Raw genomic sequence first — 16171 nt, 5'->3', positions numbered from 1 at the left:
ACACGGTGTTGCTCATGGGGTGTGAAGTCCTTGCTGCTGGGGGAGTTGTAGAAAAACTATCGATCAACCGGCATAGAGCGGGCTGACGACATGCAGGTGCTTGAGGAAGGTCTGGTAGTGCTGCTGATACTGGGCCACACGCTGCGGGTTGGGCTGTGCGGCAAGCGCATCGTCCACCTGCAGGTGCTCCAGCACCACATCGGCCAACGCCGCATCGCCGCCATCGGCGCGCTCGCAGGCCCACAATGCCTGGAGCGCGGCACCGAACGCAGCGCCTTCGGGCTGGGTCGGCACCACGACCTGCAGGTTGAAGATGTCGGCCACCATCTGCCGCCACTGTGCGCTCTTGCTGCCGCCGCCGGTGAGCAGGATGGTATCGAACTGCAATCCCGCAGCAACGAAGGCATCGAAGCCGTTGCGCAGGCTGTAGGTGGCACCTTCCATCGCGGCGCGATAGAAATGCGCGGCGGTGGTGTTGTGCAGATCCATCCCGAACAGGCAGCCGCGCGCGGCCGGCAGATCCGGGGTGCGCTCACCGTTGAAGAACGGCAGCAGCACCAGCCCGTCGGCGCCCGGCGCGGTGTCGGCGATCATCGCTTCGGTCTGGTCGCGGGTGATGGAGAACATGCGCATCACCGCCTCGGTGGCGACGGTGCAATTCATCGTGCAGATCAAGGGCAACCAGCCGCCGCTGGAGGAGCAGAACGCGGCCCAGCGCGCGTCATCGTCCACCACCGGGTGATCGGCATAGGCGAACAAGGTGCCGGAGGTGCCCAGGCTCATGGTCAGGCGCCCGGGCACCACGTTGCCGGTGCCGATGGCGGCCATCATGTTGTCGCCGCCGCCGGTGGTGACGCGCACGCCGGTCGGCAGATGCAACGCCTGGGCGGCGGCATCGGACAACGCATAGACCGCGCCGGTGTCCACCAGCGGCGGCAACGCATCGCGCAGGTCGCGTTGTGCATCGACCGCACTCAGCATGCGCTCGGACCACTGCCGCGTCCGCACGTCCAGCCAGCCGGTACCGGAGGCATCGCCCACTTCGGCAAAGCGCTCGCCGGTGAGCCAGAAGTTGATGTAGTCGTGCGGCAGCATCACCGTGGTCATCGCGGCATACGCCTCGGGGCGATGCTTGCGCGTCCATGGCAATTTGGAGGCGGTATAGCCGGCCATGATGGGATTGCCCGCCGCGGCCACGCTGCCTGCGGCGCCGCCGACGGCGTCCATGATTTCATCGCATTCCAGCGCAGTGCTGGTATCGCACCACAGCTTGACCGGCGCGGTGACGCTGCCGTCGGCGGCCACCGGCACGAAGCCATGCTGCTGGCCGGAGACGGAAATACCGCGCACGCGTGCACGCTGTTCGCCATCGAGCTGCGCAAAGCAATGCACGATGCCGTCGATCCACCACTGTGCATGTTGTTCGCGGGTGCCGTCGTCGCGGCTGATCAGTTCCATGGGCGCGGCGATGGTGGCGACCACGGCGCGATCCTGCGGATCGTAGGCCACCAGCTTGACGCTCTGCGTGCCCACATCCAGTCCTACATACAAGCTCATTGCGTCACCAATCGGTTGTTGTTGAGTCCCACCTGCTGGGTACGGCCTGCGCCCAGTTCCAGGTCCAGGGTCTGCCCTGCGTAGGACAGTTGATAGCGCCCGCCACGATCGCTGTGCAAGCGTGCCTGCCGCAAGCGACCGCCCTCCCATTCCAGATCCACGCTGGCGCCGCCGCGCACGCGCAAACCGCGCACGCTGCCGCGCGGCCAGGCCTTGGGCAGGGCCGGCAGCAGGAACACGCTACCGCCCCAGCTTTGCAGCAGCATCTCGGTGATGCCGGCGGTGCCGCCGAAGTTGCCATCGATCTGGAACGGCGGATGTGCGTCGAACAGGTTCGGATAGGTGCGTTCGGGCGAAATCAGCAGTTGCAGGATGCGGTAGGCATGCTCGCCGTCGGCCAGCCGCGCCCACAGGTTCAAGCGCCAGCCGATGCCCCAGCCGGTGGCGTTGTCGCCACGGATTTCCAGCGAGCGGCGTGCGGCCGCAGCCAGTTCCGGGGTATCGCGCAGATTGATCTGACTCGAGGGATGCAAGGCGTACAGATGCGAGACGTGGCGGTGGTGGATCTCCGGCGCCTGCATGTCCCAGTCCTGCTGCCATTCCTGCAACTGCCCCGCCTTGCCGATGCGGTTGGGCGGCAATTGTTCGCGCAGGGCGGCCAATTGCTGGGCCAACTGCGCATCGATGCCGAGCAACTTGCTCATGGCGATGCATTGCGCGAACAAATCGCGCAGTAGCTGCGCGTCCATGCTGGGACCGGCGCACACGGCCGCACCGAAGGGATGCTGGTTTTCCGGCGAGATCGACGGATTGGTCACCATCGCGCCGGTCTGCGGATCGCGCATCAACGTTGCAACGAAAAATTCCGCGGCGCCCTTGAACAACGGGTAGATCTTGCTCAGGTAGGCGCGGTCGCGGCCGTAGTCCCAACGGTCCCACAACTGCTGCAACAGCCACACGCCGCCCATTGGCCACAGGCTCCATTGCGCACCGTCGATCGGGCCGGCCTGGCGCCACAGATCGGTATTGTTGTGCACCACCCAGCCCGGCGCGTCGTAGATCGCCCTGGCGGTGTGCGCACCGGTCTGGGCCAGATCGAACAGCATGGCTTCCAGCGGTTCAACGCATTCGTGCAATGCGTTGGCTTCGCTGGGCCAGTAGTTCATCTCGGTGTTGATGTTGATGGTGTACTTGCTCTCCCACGGCGGCTGCATCAGGTCGTTCCAGATGCCCTGCAGATTGGCCGGCTGGGTACCGGGCCGCGAGCTGCAGATCAGCAGATAACGTCCGTATTGGTGATACAGCGCAGCCAGTGCCGGATCATTGCCTTCGGCGAACCGCTGCACGCGTTCGTCGGTAGGCCGCTGCAAGGCATCGCTGCTGCCGAGGTCGATCGCCACGCGCCGGAACAGGCGTTGATGATCGGCCAAATGCGCACGCGACAGCGCGGGGAAATCCAGCTTGGCCGCCTTTCGCAGGCTTGCGGCGGTCAATGCGAGCGGATCGCCATCGACCGCATCGAAGCGTTGGTAACTGGTTGCTGCGCTGAGCAGCAACACCACTTCATCGGCAGCCTCGATACGCAACCGGTCGCGCACCTGGCTCAGTTTGCCGCCGCTGACCTGCGGCAGCACCCGCAACGCAAAACGCAGCTTGCCTTCGATACCGGCGAAGCTGCCGTTGCGCCCACTGAACAGCAAACCGCCCTGCTCGGCGGTGACCTCGCCGTTTTGCGGGCTGTCGATGCCCACACGCAGCGAGATACCGCCGGGGCGGTCGCACGACAGCCGCACCACGATGCATTGCGCCTGCGCAGAGACGAATACCTCGCGCCGATGCACCGCGCCGCCAGAGCGGAACGTGGTGGTGGCCACCGCCGTGTCCAGATCGAGCTGACGGCGATAGTCGCTGATGCCGTCGGCGCGATCGAAATCCAGCAGCAGATCGCCCAACGGTTGATACGGCATCTGTTTGAGCGGACGCGAGAGCAGCTTGGCATCGGCCAGTTTTTCGGCTTCTGCGTAACGCCCGGCGAAGATCAGCGCACGCACCTGCGGCAAAGCCGCCAGCGCGTCAGGACTGGTGGAATCGTAAGGCCCGCCTGCATACAGCGTGTCTTCGTTGAGCTGCAGGCGCTCATGGGCGATACCGCCCCACACCATCGCACCTAATCGCCCGTTGCCGACCGGCAAGGCTTCTACCCATTCATTGGCCGGTTCGCGGTACCACAGCTGCAGCGCCTCGGCAGCCGCGACGGGCGCGAGCGCGGTTGTTTTCGAAGCCTGCGTGGCCTGTACAGCCGCCGGCACGGCGCCCAGGACCGCGATGGCGGCCCCGGTCGCCTTGCACAGCTCACGACGGGTCAGCACGGCAACCGCCGTGCTGACTGACCGGAACCGCGCGCGCCTGCCTTGCGGCGTTCCGGCATCTGGGTGCTCATCGACTGAAGACGGCCTGCGATCATCGACGACGCGCTTTGCCCGACGCAATCTTGCGCTGCAACACGCTGACCGGCTTGCCGTCGTACTGGATGCTGGCGTCGGTCTTGGGCGCGAGCGCGCCGGCATCGTCGCGCGGGCCGTCGACAAAGCGCACGTTGATGGTGCGTTTGGCCTGCATGCCGGTCCAGCTGCCTTCGCGCTTGCCGATGCTCAACTCGCCCTTGGCCTGGTTCCAGACCAGCGGGATGCGGCTGAACTCGCCCTTCTCGTAGCCGTAGCCCTTGCCATCGTCTTCATACAGCGAGAACTGGCCATCGGCGCCGGTGTAGACCACCACGGTGAGCGGTGCGTCCGCCACCTGGTCGACGTATTCCTGCACCGGGCCGGTCGGTACGATGGAACCGGCACGCACGAACAACGGCATGCGCTCGATCGGGGCAGCGGCTTCGATGCTCTGGCCGCCCTCGTAACGCTTGCCGGTCGCGAAGTCCAGCCAGCTGCTGCCGGCCGGCAGATACACCTGCCGCGAGGTGGCACCGAAGCGGGTCACCGGTGCGACCAGGAACGCCGGCCCGAACAGGTACTGGTCGTTGATGTCGCGGACCCTGGGGTCGTTCGGGAAGTCCATCATCATGCCGCGCATGATCACGCCATCGCGCTGGTAGGTGTCGCCGGCCAGGCTGTAGATGTACGGCAGCAGCGCATAACGCAAACGGTTGTAGTAGGCCATGCTCTCGTAGAACGGCGTACCTTCCGGTGCGATGTTCCAGATTTCGCGATACGGGAACTGGCCGTGCGAACGGAAGATCGGCACGAACGCACCGAACTGGAACCAGCGCGTGTTGAGCTCGCGCCATTCCGGCAGGTGGGCCGGATCCTGGTCTTCATAACGCTTCTCCACCGCAAAGCCGCCGATGTCGAAGGTCCAGTTGGGCAAGCCCGACAGCGCCATGTTGACGCCGCCGGAGATCTGGTCGCGCATGTCGTCCCAGCGCGAGACGATGTCGCCGCTCCACACTGCCACCGCATTGCGCTGGGTGCCGGCATAGCCCTTGCGCGAAAGGATGAACACGCGCTTGTCGTCGGCCGCGCGGTCGCCCACGTATACGCCATGCGTGTGCGGCAACGGGTAGGAATTGAAGTACTCGGTGGACGACCCCAGCGCGTTGGGCGTGGTGCGTGCCTTGCGCTCGGCGATGTCCAGGTTGGAATGCACGTCCGGCTCGTCGGCGTCCATCCACCAGGCATCGAAGCCCTTGCTGTTGAGCTTTTCGTTGACCTGGCGCCAGTACATGGCCTGCGCCTTCTCCGAATACGGGTCGTAGAACGAGTTCTTGTAGCCCTTGCCGATCCAGTCCAGTTCACCCACTTCCACATTGCGCTTGAACATGAAACCGGCCGCGTCCAGTTCCTTGTAGTTGGCGGTGGTGGGATAGAACTTGGGCCAGATCGAAATCATGATCTGCGCGTGCATGTCGTGCACGGCCTTGACCATGCCGTCCGGGTCCGGGAAGTGCTGCTTGTCGAAATCGTGCGAGCCCCAGGCATCTTCCGGCCAGTACGACCAGTCGAGCACGATGTTGTCCAACGACAGTTTGCGCTTGCGGTATTCGGCCACCGCGCCCACCAGCTCGTCCTGGCTCTTGTAACGCTCACGGCTCTGCCAGAAGCCATAGGCCCACTTGGGCAGCATCGTCGACTTGCCGGTCAGCTCGCGGTAGCCGGCAACGGCCTGGTCGTATGAATCGGCGGAGACGAAGTAGTAGTCGATCATCTGGCCGGCTTCGGACCACAGCGACAGATCCTTGGCTTCGGCTGCGGGCAGCGGGTCGCGGTGCAGCAACGCGATGTAGCTGGGGTCGATCAGGTCCCATTCGAGCTTGACGGTGTGGCGCGTGCCCGGCTCCAGATCGAGCTTGAATTCATGGTTCCACGGGTTCCAGTTCTGGCGCCAGCGGTCGATCACCAGCTTGCCGTCCACATACAACTTGGCGTATTCGCTCGAATACAGCGAGAACGTGTGTTCGCCACCGGTGAGCGCTTCGATCTCGCCCTCCCAGGTGACCTGCATGCGGCTGTTCTTGTCCTTGGTGATCGCCTTCTTCGGGTACTTGGGCAGATCGCTGAGGTATTGGTAGTTCACCTCGCTCTCGCGGCGCTCGAGGATTTGCTTGCCGTTGATCGCATAGCGTGCAGTCAGCGCGCCGGCCTTGCCCTTGGCGTCGTACAACTTCAGCGTCTTCGGCAGCGGCTGCAGGCCGCGCGGGTCGCCCAGACGGGTGATCGAATTGTTGTCCCACAGCAGGCCGTAGTTGCGGCTGGACACCAGGTACGGCACCGCCATGTCGATGTTGTTCTGCTGCAGCTCGACGTTGCGGCCCTTCTGGTTCATCCAGCCCTGCTGGTGCTGGCCGAAGCCGTACAGCGCTTCGTCGTCGGGCGACTGGAAGCGCTGACGCACGCTCAGGTAGTGCTTGCCCTCGGCCTTCAACGGCGCAAAGCTGCGCCCGCCGGCCACTTCCGACAGCACCGGCTTGCCGGTGGCATCGGCAAAGCTGACATGGCCATCGACGGTGGAGATGCTGGCAGTGACCTTGCCGGTCTTCAGCTGCACGCTGTCGCCCTGCTCGGCAATCTGGAACGCGGTATCGCCCTGCACCGGCACGCGCATCAGGCTGGGGCTGCGCGCGAAGTCGCCGTCCGGATCGGCGCTGACGCGGATGATGCCGCTATCGACCACTTGCAGGCGCACCGGTGCGGCGCCCTTGGCGCTCGGCACCACGGTGACGCCATCGGCGGCCTTGCGTACTTCCTGCGCATGCGCGGCGTTGGCCAACAGGGCCAGCGACAACGCCAGGCACCGGGCCAGTGGCGTACGTCGGTTGGCAGGCACGGCGCCGGCGGAACGGATGGTGGTTTGCATGATCACTCCCTTTGAATGACGAAACGGTGCCGCGGGGGCGGCAGCGCATGGGTAAGGCGAGGCGATGCCGTCGCGACGGCATCGCGGGGTTGTGGCAGGCGCGCTTATTTGTAGGTTGCCAGCTTGATCTTGAGCAGCTGCGGCACGCTGGAAAAATTGACCCCGTAATCGGTCTGGTCGCCATTCCAGTTGCGCTGGAATTTCCAATCGTTGCCTTCGTACACACCTTCCTCGACACGGTCGTAGATCATGTTGGCGGTGGCATCGCTGGCCGGATGCAGGGTCACGCGCGCGTGGTAACCGGTGACCAGGAATTCGTCCGGGCTCAGTTCGGCGATCAACGCGGCGCCGATCGGTTCGGGGTTGCCCGGCGGGTCGCCCTTGAACCAGAACTGCGGCACGCCATAGGTGATGGTGGCGCTCCAACGGTCGTTGAGCTTGAGCTCCTGCACGGCCTGGCCAGGCTCTTCGGCAGTGCCATGCAGCTTGCCTTCGGAAGCGGCCTTGGCGAACGGCCGCATCCCCATGCTGACCGCCTGAAATCCGAGCGCAAATGGCGCCAGCGTCTCTTCGTTGACGTGCTTGGCACCGAGCGGATAGTTGGAATAACGGGTGTAGTCGATGCCGAAGGCCGACCAGCCGATGCCGTTATGGCCCAGCGTGGAGTACAGATAGCGCGCGTATTCCGGGCGGTTGCCGGTTTCGGCCACGAACAGTGCGTTATCCGGGCGTGCATAGCGCTCCAGCACCGTGGTGTACATGCGGTATTCGGGCATGTAGATGTCCGGCGCCAGCAGGTCGATGTGCGGGCCGGCCACCTTCCACACATCCAGCACGTTGTCGGTGGGGCCACCGCTGGCGTACTGGCCGGGCTGGCCCGGATTGAACGGGCCACGCAGCGCGGCATTGACGTACATCGGCAACGGATACTCGGCCTTGCCGGCTTGCGCTATCTGGTCGATGTAGCGGCCGATCGACCACGCGTGGAAGATCTCGTCGGCATCGGCACCGAACACTTGCGCCCAGGTGCCCGGCTGCTTGTTCATCCGTTTGATCAGCTCGTCCGGCACCTGGCCGTCGAACAGCTTCTGCGCCATCGGCGAGAAGTCGCGCACGCTGCCGTAGGTGCCCGCCTCGTTCTCCGGCTGGATCATGATCACGGTGTGCTGCGGGTCCACCTTCTTCAGGTGCTGCATGAAGGCGACGAATGCCTTGCGATCGGCATCCAGCGTGGCCTGCGCATGCGGCGACAGCGAACCGATCGACTTGCCTTCGCGGGTGACCACACGCGGGAAGCGCTGGTTGTCGGTCTTGACCCAATGCGGCGCGTACTGCGGGCCGTTGTTCTTCCAGGTCGCAAACCACAACAGCACCAGCCGTACCTTGTGCTCGCGCGCCTGATCGAGCAGCGTATCGACGAAGGAGAAATCGAACTTGCCCTCTTCCGGCTCTACCTGTTCCCAGGCGATCGGCACCTGCACGGTGTTGGGGCCGAGTACCTGCTTGGCCGGCCACACCTTGTCCATGATGCCGGGGTAGTTGCTGGAGTTGTTGACCTGCGCGCCCAGGATCAGGAACGGCGCACCGTCGACCATCAACGCATGCTTGCCGTCCTTGCTGACGAACTGCGGCATCGGGGTCTGTGCCGCCGGCGCCTGCGCGTTATCCGGCGTTCCAGCAGCAGGGGTTGCCGCAGCGGTGGCTGCGGCAGGTTTACCGGGATCGCCCTTGTCGCCAGATTGGCAGGCAGCCAAGGCCAGCGCCAGCGCGGACAGCAGCAGCGGACGCAGGCAATGCGATGCGCGGGAATGGGAGATCACGCGTGCAACGGGGGAATGCATGGACATAAGGCTCCGTGTCACCAGGTATCGGTGCGGAAGGGGGAAACAGGAAGGGCGTCGCGATTGATCAGGTTGGCGTCGTCCGGGTTCTCGCTCCAGCCGTAGCGCACGGCGACCGGTGCGGCGACGGCATCGCTGTGCACGATCACGCGGTCACCATCGATCTGCGCGGTGGCCGGGTGGAAGCGTTGATCGGCGCCGGCAATGCGAAAGCCCTGCACGGCACCGCCGCCACGCACCTGCAGCGCACTGCCCTGCAAATCAAAGCCCAGCACCGCCTTGCCGCCGGCAAAACTTGCGCGCTTGAACACCGGCGCGCTGTACACCAGCGTTTCGCCATAGGCCACATGCCGCGCCGCCAGCGCCAGACGATGGCCGACATCGCGCTTGTTGGTGGGATGGATGTCGGTGGGGTTGCCGATGTCGACGATCACCGCCTGCCCGGTCGCCGGCAGCGCCAGCGTCTTGGACTGCGACTCGCGCAACAGTGCCCACGGGCTCAACTCGCCGTTGTCGCCGCCGGCCTTGAAGTTGGCCAGCTGCACCCACAGGAACGGCAGCGTTTTGTCGCCACGCTCGGCACGCCATTGCTGGATCATCGCGGCGAACTGCTCGCGGTATTTCACCGCGCCGGTGTCGGTGGCATTGGTTTCGCCCTGGTACCAGATCACGCCCTTGACCGGGAACGGCTGCAGCGGATGGATCATCTGGTTATAGAGCAGCGTGGGCAGCTGATTCTTGTTGTCGGTCAACGACACCCGCACTGCGGCCGGGCGGAATTTCCAGCCGCCGAGCGCACGCTTGGCACCGGCGCGGGTCTGCACGAAGCGTTGTTCATCCGGGCCATGCATGCCGCCACCGCCGCTGAGGTCTTCCACGCGGACCGCAATGTGGTTGACGCCGGCCTTGAGCGCCGCAGCCGGCACCTGATACACGCGTGGCAGGTTCCATTGCTTTTCGGTGCTGCCGACCTGCTGGCCGTTGACGTAGGTGGTATCCGAATCGTCGATCTGGCCCACGCCCAAGGTGATGCCGGCCTTGGCCTCGGCAGCGCTGAGCGTGATGGTGGTGCGATACCAGGCGATGCCGTCCATGCCGTCGTAGCCGCTGGATTCCCATTGCTTGGTGACCGGGATGCTGTCCCAGTCGCTGTCGTCGAACGCCGCTTCGCGCCATTGCCGCATCTCGCCCTCCACCTTGGGCCAGCGCGCGATGCGCTTGCCGGTGGCCGCCTGCGCTGCGGCGTCGCGTTGCTTGATCGCCTCGATCGCGCCCTGGTTCTGATCGGCACTCAGGCCCAGTGATGCAGCGTCCATCCACGCTTCGATCGCGCTGCCGCCCCAGGTACTGTTGACGATACCGATCGGCACACCGGTGCTGGCGCGCAGCTCCTTGGCGAAGAAATAGCCGACCGCGGTGAATTCACCGGCGTCGGCAGGCGTTGCGGCCTTCCACTCGCCACCGGTCAGGCGCGCCTGCGGCTGCACCGACCACGATTTGGGCACCTTGAAATGCCGCAGCTGCGCATCGTTGGCAGCGGCCACCGCTTGCCGGCCGTCGCTGGCCTGGACCAACGGCCATTCCATGTTTGATTGCCCGCTGGCCAGCCACACATCGCCGACCAGCACATCGCGCACCTGCAGCTCGCCCCCGTCGCCCTGCACACGCAGCACGTACGGGCCACCGGCTGCGTGCGCAGGCAGCTTGACCTTCCATTGCCCTGTTGCATCGGCCTTGGCGATGGCGCGCTTGCCGTCGAAGCTGACCGTGATCGCGGCATTGGGCGAAGACCAGCCCCAGACCGGCATCGGCTGATCGCGCTGCAGCACGGCGCCATCGGCGAACAGCAACGGCAACGTCGGCACCGCCCAGGCACACGGACTGACCAGCACCAGGCCCAGCAGGCAGCCACGACGAACGAAAGAAGCGGTCATGCGGTGATCTCCAAAGTCGGCGCAGCCGGGCGGCGCGCAGCGATACGACGGCGAACAGCGCCGTACACGGTAGGACAGCGCGATGCTGCGCGCAGCGACGCAGCGCTCATCGTGGATCGCCATAGAAGATGCCACGGCCACCGGTGGCAAAGTACACGCGGCCAGGAATGCGCGGGTCGCCGGTGACGCTATACGGCTTGCCGAAGCGATGCGCATCGTCGTTGATGCGTCGCCAATAGGCGCCCTCGTCATCGGAACGGAAGAGGCCATCCACGCCCGCCACGCGCCCGGCCAGATACAGCGCCGGCGGCGCGCCGGCACGCAGCGCCTTGCCGATGCCCAGCGAGCGCGCTTCATCGGGTTTGGCTAGCGTGCGCAACTGGCCGTTCTGCCAACGCATCACGCCGAGCGTCGGGCTGGCCAGATACACAACGCCCGCACGCCAGGGGTCGGGGCGCAATTGCGGGCGCGCACGTTCATCGCGCGCCGGGCTGCCGACCTGCTGCCCGGTATCGCGAAAGCTGGCCGCGCCATCGCGGCTCTCGTACAGGCGCCCACTCACCCGATCGGCCGCATACCAGCGCTGCGCATCGACGCGGTCGGCCACGACCACCGCGGTCTCGGGCAAGCCCTGCACGCGCTGCCAGTGCTTGCCGAAATCGGCAGTGCGCCACACACCGCCCTGCTCCGGCGCCCACACCACCTGCGATGCATCGGCGGCAATGGCAATGGTGCCGGCACCCTGCCCGCGCGGCGGCTCGCTGGCGAATGCAGCCCAGTGCGTGCCCCCGTCCTGCGAATACAGCGCGCGGATCTCGTTGTTGCGGCGATCGCGCACGGTACCGCTGCGCACCACCCACTGCGGTGCCTGGCCGGCGGCATCGATGCTTTCGCCGTTGGTCAGGCGCGGGCCAAGATACTGCAATTGTGCGGTGTCCAACGCGTCATGCCGGAAGCCATCGATATCGCCCAGCGCGCTGAGCAGATGCGCGCCGGCCATCGGGCTGAGCAGATCCAGCGGCACGGTTTCTTCCAGCCCACGGTCCTGGAACCACCACTGCAGCGGCGGCTGCTCTGAAAACGTCTGCAGATTGCGCGAGGCCCAGATGCCGTAGCCGGTGACGAACATGGCGTGGTTGCTGTCGAATGGATCGATCGCCAGAGCGCCTATCCAGTGCGGTGTTGCGTGCGCGGTCCACGGCGCGGCGCTGTGATCGAACTGCGCAGCCGCCAGCAGCGGAACCCAGCTGCGGCCGCCATCGCCGCTGCGAAACACTTCATCGCGCGGCGTGCGGCGGCGGAATGTGCTGGCCAGCAGCACCTGCGGATGTTGCGGATCCACCGCCACCGCGCCCCAGCCGAAACCATCGCCGGTGGCTGGTTGTGGGATCGGGCTGATCTGGCGCCAGCGGCCTTGCGTCGCGTCGTAGTTCCACAGCGCGCCACCGGCCATCAGATCCGGGCCGGGGTGATCGCCATAGCTCAAATACCACTGCCCAGCGTTGTTACCGACCATGTGGTTGGGGCGTAGCCCCTTGGGTTGCCCGGCCACGGCCGACCAGGTGCGCCCCGCATCTTCGGAGACATACAGGCTGGTTTGCGCAGTCGAAACGCCCACATAGATGCGTCGTGTCGCAGCGCCAGCACGGCCGCTGGCGGCGTCGAACACGACGAAGGCAATGCCCACCGCCTGTTCGCTTCCGACATGGTTGCGCGCCGTGGCGCCTGCCAGTGCATCGGCAGGAAAGGTCTCCACCCGCGCCCAGTGCGCGCCGCGATCGTCGCTGCGCCACAGGCCTGCATCACGTGAGCCAAGCAACAGCACACGGCCATCGTGCGGGTCAACCGCCAGCCGCTCGCCATTGGCGCGGCCCAATTGGTTGCCACCGAGCTTGAACGGCAGATCGGCGCGTTCGAAATGCTTACCGCGATCGAACGAACGCAACACCGCCGCATTGCCGGCGCGTTCGTGCATGTAGGTGCCAGCAGCCAGGTACAGGGCGTTCGGGTCGGCAGGATCGACCGCAAAAGCGTCGATTCCCATCAGATTCCAATCGTCGGCGCCCAACCAATCGGTCAGCGCGACCCACCGCTGCGCCTGCGCGTCCCAGCGATAGGCACCACCGACATCGGTGCGTGCATAGGCAAGATCGCGTTCGGCGGGATGAAACAGCACACCGGTAACAAAGCCGCCCCCCCCGATGGCCACGCTGTGCCACCGATACGGGTCTGGCGTACCGGGCTCGTCCGCAGATGCCTCGGACGTCATGAAGAGCAGCGCCAGCGTCAGGCAGACAGCAGTCAGCCACGCATGTGCTGCAGAAAAACGGCGCTTAGTAGGCGGATCGATCACGGCGATCATTCCTCCGGCTCCCCTCGCGATCGATGGCCTGGCCATCGATAGGAAAAACACCGGCCCAACGAGCTGCCTGCACAGCTCGCCGGACCGGCGACGCACTTCCTACGGCGCGTTCTACAGGCTGGCCCGCAAGGTCAGGCCATACCGACGATCGTTGATCACGAAGTCGCGGTAGCGCGACTCGACACCCAGGTAGCTTTCGCGGCGGGTATCGAGCAGGTTCACGCCATCGAGCGAAATCGACCACACATCATTGATGTTGAAACGCAGCGAGGCATCCAGCTGGCCGAAGCCCTTGTTGTAGACCGGCAGGTTGCCGGTGCCGTTGCCCGCCGTGGTCACCAGCCAGTCGCTGCGCCAGTTGTAGGCCACACGGCCCTGGAAGCGCGCCGTTTCGTAGCTGAGGATCGCGTTGTAGCTGTTCTTGGACAGGCCCTCCAGCGGCACCGTCAGCGACTGGCCGTTGGTGTCGGTGGCGGTCGGGCTCGGCGCCTCGCTGTCGACGTAGGTGTAGTTGGTCTGCAGGCCGAAGCCGCTCAACCAGCCAGGCAGGAAGTCGAAGAACTGCGTGTAACCCAATTCGGCGCCGCGGATCTTGCCCGAATCGCCATTGACCGGACGGGTGATCTGCCACACCTGGCCGTCGTACACCTCGTTGAAGACGGCATTGGCGATGAAGCCTTCCACCTTCTTGTAGAACAGGGTGCCGTACATCATCGACCCCTGGCCGAAGTACCACTCCAGCGCGGTGTCGAACTGGTCGGCCTTGACCGCTTCCAGACTCGGGTTACCCGCGGTGCCGGTGAAGGTCGAAGCGCCGTTCGAGGTGCCGGTGCTCAGGCTCAGGTTCGGGTTGAGCTTGTCGAAGGTCGGGCGCGAAATACCGCGCGAGGCGGCAAACCGCCACTGCAGCTGATCGCTGAGCATCCAACGCAGATTCAAGCTGGGCAGCACGTCGGTGTAGGTCTGCTGCGCATCCACCGGAATCAGGCCGCCACCTTCGGCATCGGTGCCGGTGCGTACGCCCTGCGAGCCCACTTCGGTGCGCACCACGCGCACCCCGATGTTGCCATCGAACGGAATGTCGCCATCCACGCCGAAGCGCAGCACGCCATACGCCGCGTAGGTCTTCTCGTTCTGCGTGTTGATGTTGTTGGGCGCAAATTCCAGCGGGGTGGCACCGAAGGCGGCCAAGGTCTGCTGATAGTTCGCCACTGCCGCATCGGATGCCGTCAGGGTCGGCCCGAAGGCATGACTCTTGCCGCGGAAGAAGTCGGTGATCGGATTGGTCATCACGCCGATGCCGGGGTACTGCGAAAACGGTGCGCCCGCGCAGTTGTTGATGCACATGAAGCGATAGATGTTGCCCTTGGTTTCGGCATCGCGGTCGGTGTAACGCACACCGGCCTTGAAGCTGCGCACGAAGTCGCTGTCGAAGGCCAGATCCATATCGGAACGCCAGGCGAATTCGGTGCCGGTGTTGTCGTCCTTGTTGTCCAGGTGATAGCGCCAACCGTTGTAGTTGTTGACATCGGCCAGGTAGCCTTCCGCACCGCTGGCATCGGTCACCGACAAGCGCGGCAGATCGCCACGGAAATCGACGTTGAACTGCGGGCTGGTGACCTGACCGGTGGACAGGATGTAGCGGGTGCCGGTGGTGGTGGCATCGACATACTGGAAGTCGGTGCTCAGGGTCAGCTTTTCGTTGACCGTCCACTTGGCGCCCAACGCGTAATCGGTGGTCACCGAATGCCGCTCGGTCAGGCTGGTGTTGGATTCGGTCGGCACATTCTGGAACGAGCCGTTGACGAACTCATTGCGGTTGTTGACCTGGATGCCGGGCAAGCCCTGCATCGGGTTGGCGCCGGTCAGCGCGAAGAACGAATAATCGTGCCAGCTGAAGTCGTAGTCCGAACGCAGCACCTGCGTATAGACTTCCACCGCATCGTTCGGACGCCACTGCATCGCAAACGCGCCGGTCTTGCGCTCACGCTCGCCGACGGTGGTGTTGATGCCGACGCCGTGCGGCACCGAGATCTGCTGGCCTTCGTAGCCCGGCAGGTCGGTCTGGGTGTACCACGGCTCGATCGAAATGGTGTCCTGACGGAACGGGCTCTTCTGCTGCGAGTAGTTCACCAGGATGCCGATCTCGCCGATGCCGGTCTGCCAGCGATCGCTGAACAAGCCCGAGAACGCCGGCTTGCCGTCGTCGGCCAGGTCGTAATGGTTGTACTGCACGCTACCGGCGATCTTGCGGCCGTCGTAATCGAACGGCAGACGCGTGCGCAGGTCGACCGTGCCGCCCAGGCCGCCTTCGATCATGTCGGCAGACGGATTCTTGTAGACGTTGACGCCACCGAGCAACTCGGCAGACACGTCTTCGAAGCTCAGGCCACGGCCGTCGTTGGCGGTGAAGATGTCGCGACCATTGAGCTCGGTGCGCACCTGGGTCAGGCCGCGGATGGCGATCGAGCTGCCTTCGCCGTAGTTGCGCGAGATCTGGATGCCGGAGATGCGCTGCAACGCTTCGGCCACGTTGTTGTCGGGCAGCTTGCCGATGTCTTCGGCAACGATGGAATCGACGATCTGCTCGGCGTTCTGCTTGACCAGCTGCGCCTTGGTCACGCTGCTGCGGGTACCGGTGACCTGCACGGTGTCCAGCTGTTGCGTCGTCGCCTCCGATGCCGGCGCGGCAGTGGTGGTCGCATCCTGCGCATAGGCCTGCGCGCTCAGCAGCGTGGCTACACTGATGGCCATCACGGAGCGGCGGAAATCACGGATCGAACGCTGACCCACAGTCCGGCCTGCCGGAACGTGGCGATGTTGCACTGACATGGTGCTCCCTCCCAGGACGCATGTACTTCTCGTTTTTAGCGGGCCGGTGCGCAAGCGCCCTGCCCGTCGTTGTGCTGGCTTGGCATCTGCCGACGGCAAGTGCCGTGGCTGGGTCGATGCGGTGTAAACCCGAGCGGGCTTACCTGATAGCTTCGGCCGGAGCATAGGGCGCGGCCGTCATGCCAGACCAATGAAATATTCCTGGAAAGGTATTCGCTAAACCTATAACAACCCTGGAAAACCCGGCAACTCTGGCATCGCAGGGTCACGGCGCGGGCTGG

Annotated in this window: 7 protein-coding genes; all 7 read right to left on the bottom strand. The window is 65.0% G+C overall.

Going from position 1 to position 16171, the window contains the following annotated elements; all coding sequences use genetic code 11:
* Positions 1–63: 63 nt before the first annotated feature.
* The 7 genes from xylB to J7367_RS12130 all read right to left on the bottom strand — a co-directional run bounded on the left by xylB (position 64) and on the right by J7367_RS12130 (position 15890).
* Positions 64–1557, bottom strand: coding sequence for a xylulokinase (gene xylB, locus J7367_RS12160; RefSeq protein WP_057659810.1), 1494 nt, complete (start codon positions 1555–1557; stop codon positions 64–66).
* Entirely contained in the window at positions 1554–3926 is a 2373-nt protein-coding gene (locus tag J7367_RS12155; RefSeq protein WP_057659808.1) for a glycoside hydrolase family 95 protein, read from the bottom strand. Before J7367_RS12155 ends, xylB begins: the two co-directional genes overlap by 4 nt.
* A gap of 91 nt (positions 3927–4017) precedes the next feature.
* Complete coding sequence (locus J7367_RS12150; RefSeq protein ID WP_057659822.1) at positions 4018–6921, bottom strand: TIM-barrel domain-containing protein; 2904 nt, start codon at positions 6919–6921, stop codon at positions 4018–4020.
* Between the two features lie 104 nt (positions 6922–7025).
* The gene (locus tag J7367_RS12145; RefSeq protein ID WP_057659806.1) at positions 7026–8768 is read right to left on the bottom strand and encodes a DUF5597 domain-containing protein; all 1743 of its coding nucleotides are present in this window, start codon (positions 8766–8768) and stop codon (positions 7026–7028) included.
* Between the two features lie 11 nt (positions 8769–8779).
* Positions 8780–10696 (bottom strand): sialate O-acetylesterase, encoded by a 1917-nt coding sequence (locus J7367_RS12140; protein WP_022559524.1) that lies wholly within the window; start codon positions 10694–10696, stop codon positions 8780–8782.
* Between the two features lie 106 nt (positions 10697–10802).
* Complete coding sequence (locus J7367_RS12135) at positions 10803–13058, bottom strand: hypothetical protein (RefSeq protein WP_057659804.1); 2256 nt, start codon at positions 13056–13058, stop codon at positions 10803–10805.
* Positions 13059–13169: 111 nt separating this feature from the next.
* Positions 13170–15890: a TonB-dependent receptor gene (locus tag J7367_RS12130; RefSeq protein ID WP_057659802.1), complete on the bottom strand. Its 2721-nt coding sequence runs from the start codon at positions 15888–15890 to the stop codon at positions 13170–13172.
* Positions 15891–16171: the final 281 nt, after the last annotated feature.

Source organism: Xanthomonas sp. D-36-1 (assembly GCF_017746155.1).
GTDB classification, from domain to species: Bacteria; Pseudomonadota; Gammaproteobacteria; order Xanthomonadales; family Xanthomonadaceae; genus Xanthomonas; species Xanthomonas cissicola.
This window is presented reverse-complemented; position numbering and strand designations above follow the sequence as displayed.

Coding starts and splice junctions, on each gene's coding strand:
- xylB (WP_057659810.1), bottom strand. CDS start 1,557: ATGAGCTTGTATGTAGGACTGGATGTGGGCACGCAGAGCGTCAAGCTG.
- J7367_RS12150 (WP_057659822.1), bottom strand. CDS start 6,921: ATGCAAACCACCATCCGTTCCGCCGGCGCCGTGCCTGCCAACCGACGT.
- J7367_RS12145 (WP_057659806.1), bottom strand. CDS start 8,768: ATGTCCATGCATTCCCCCGTTGCACGCGTGATCTCCCATTCCCGCGCA.
- J7367_RS12140 (WP_022559524.1), bottom strand. CDS start 10,696: ATGACCGCTTCTTTCGTTCGTCGTGGCTGCCTGCTGGGCCTGGTGCTG.
- J7367_RS12135 (WP_057659804.1), bottom strand. CDS start 13,058: ATGATCGCCGTGATCGATCCGCCTACTAAGCGCCGTTTTTCTGCAGCA.
- J7367_RS12130 (WP_057659802.1), bottom strand. CDS start 15,890: ATGTCAGTGCAACATCGCCACGTTCCGGCAGGCCGGACTGTGGGTCAG.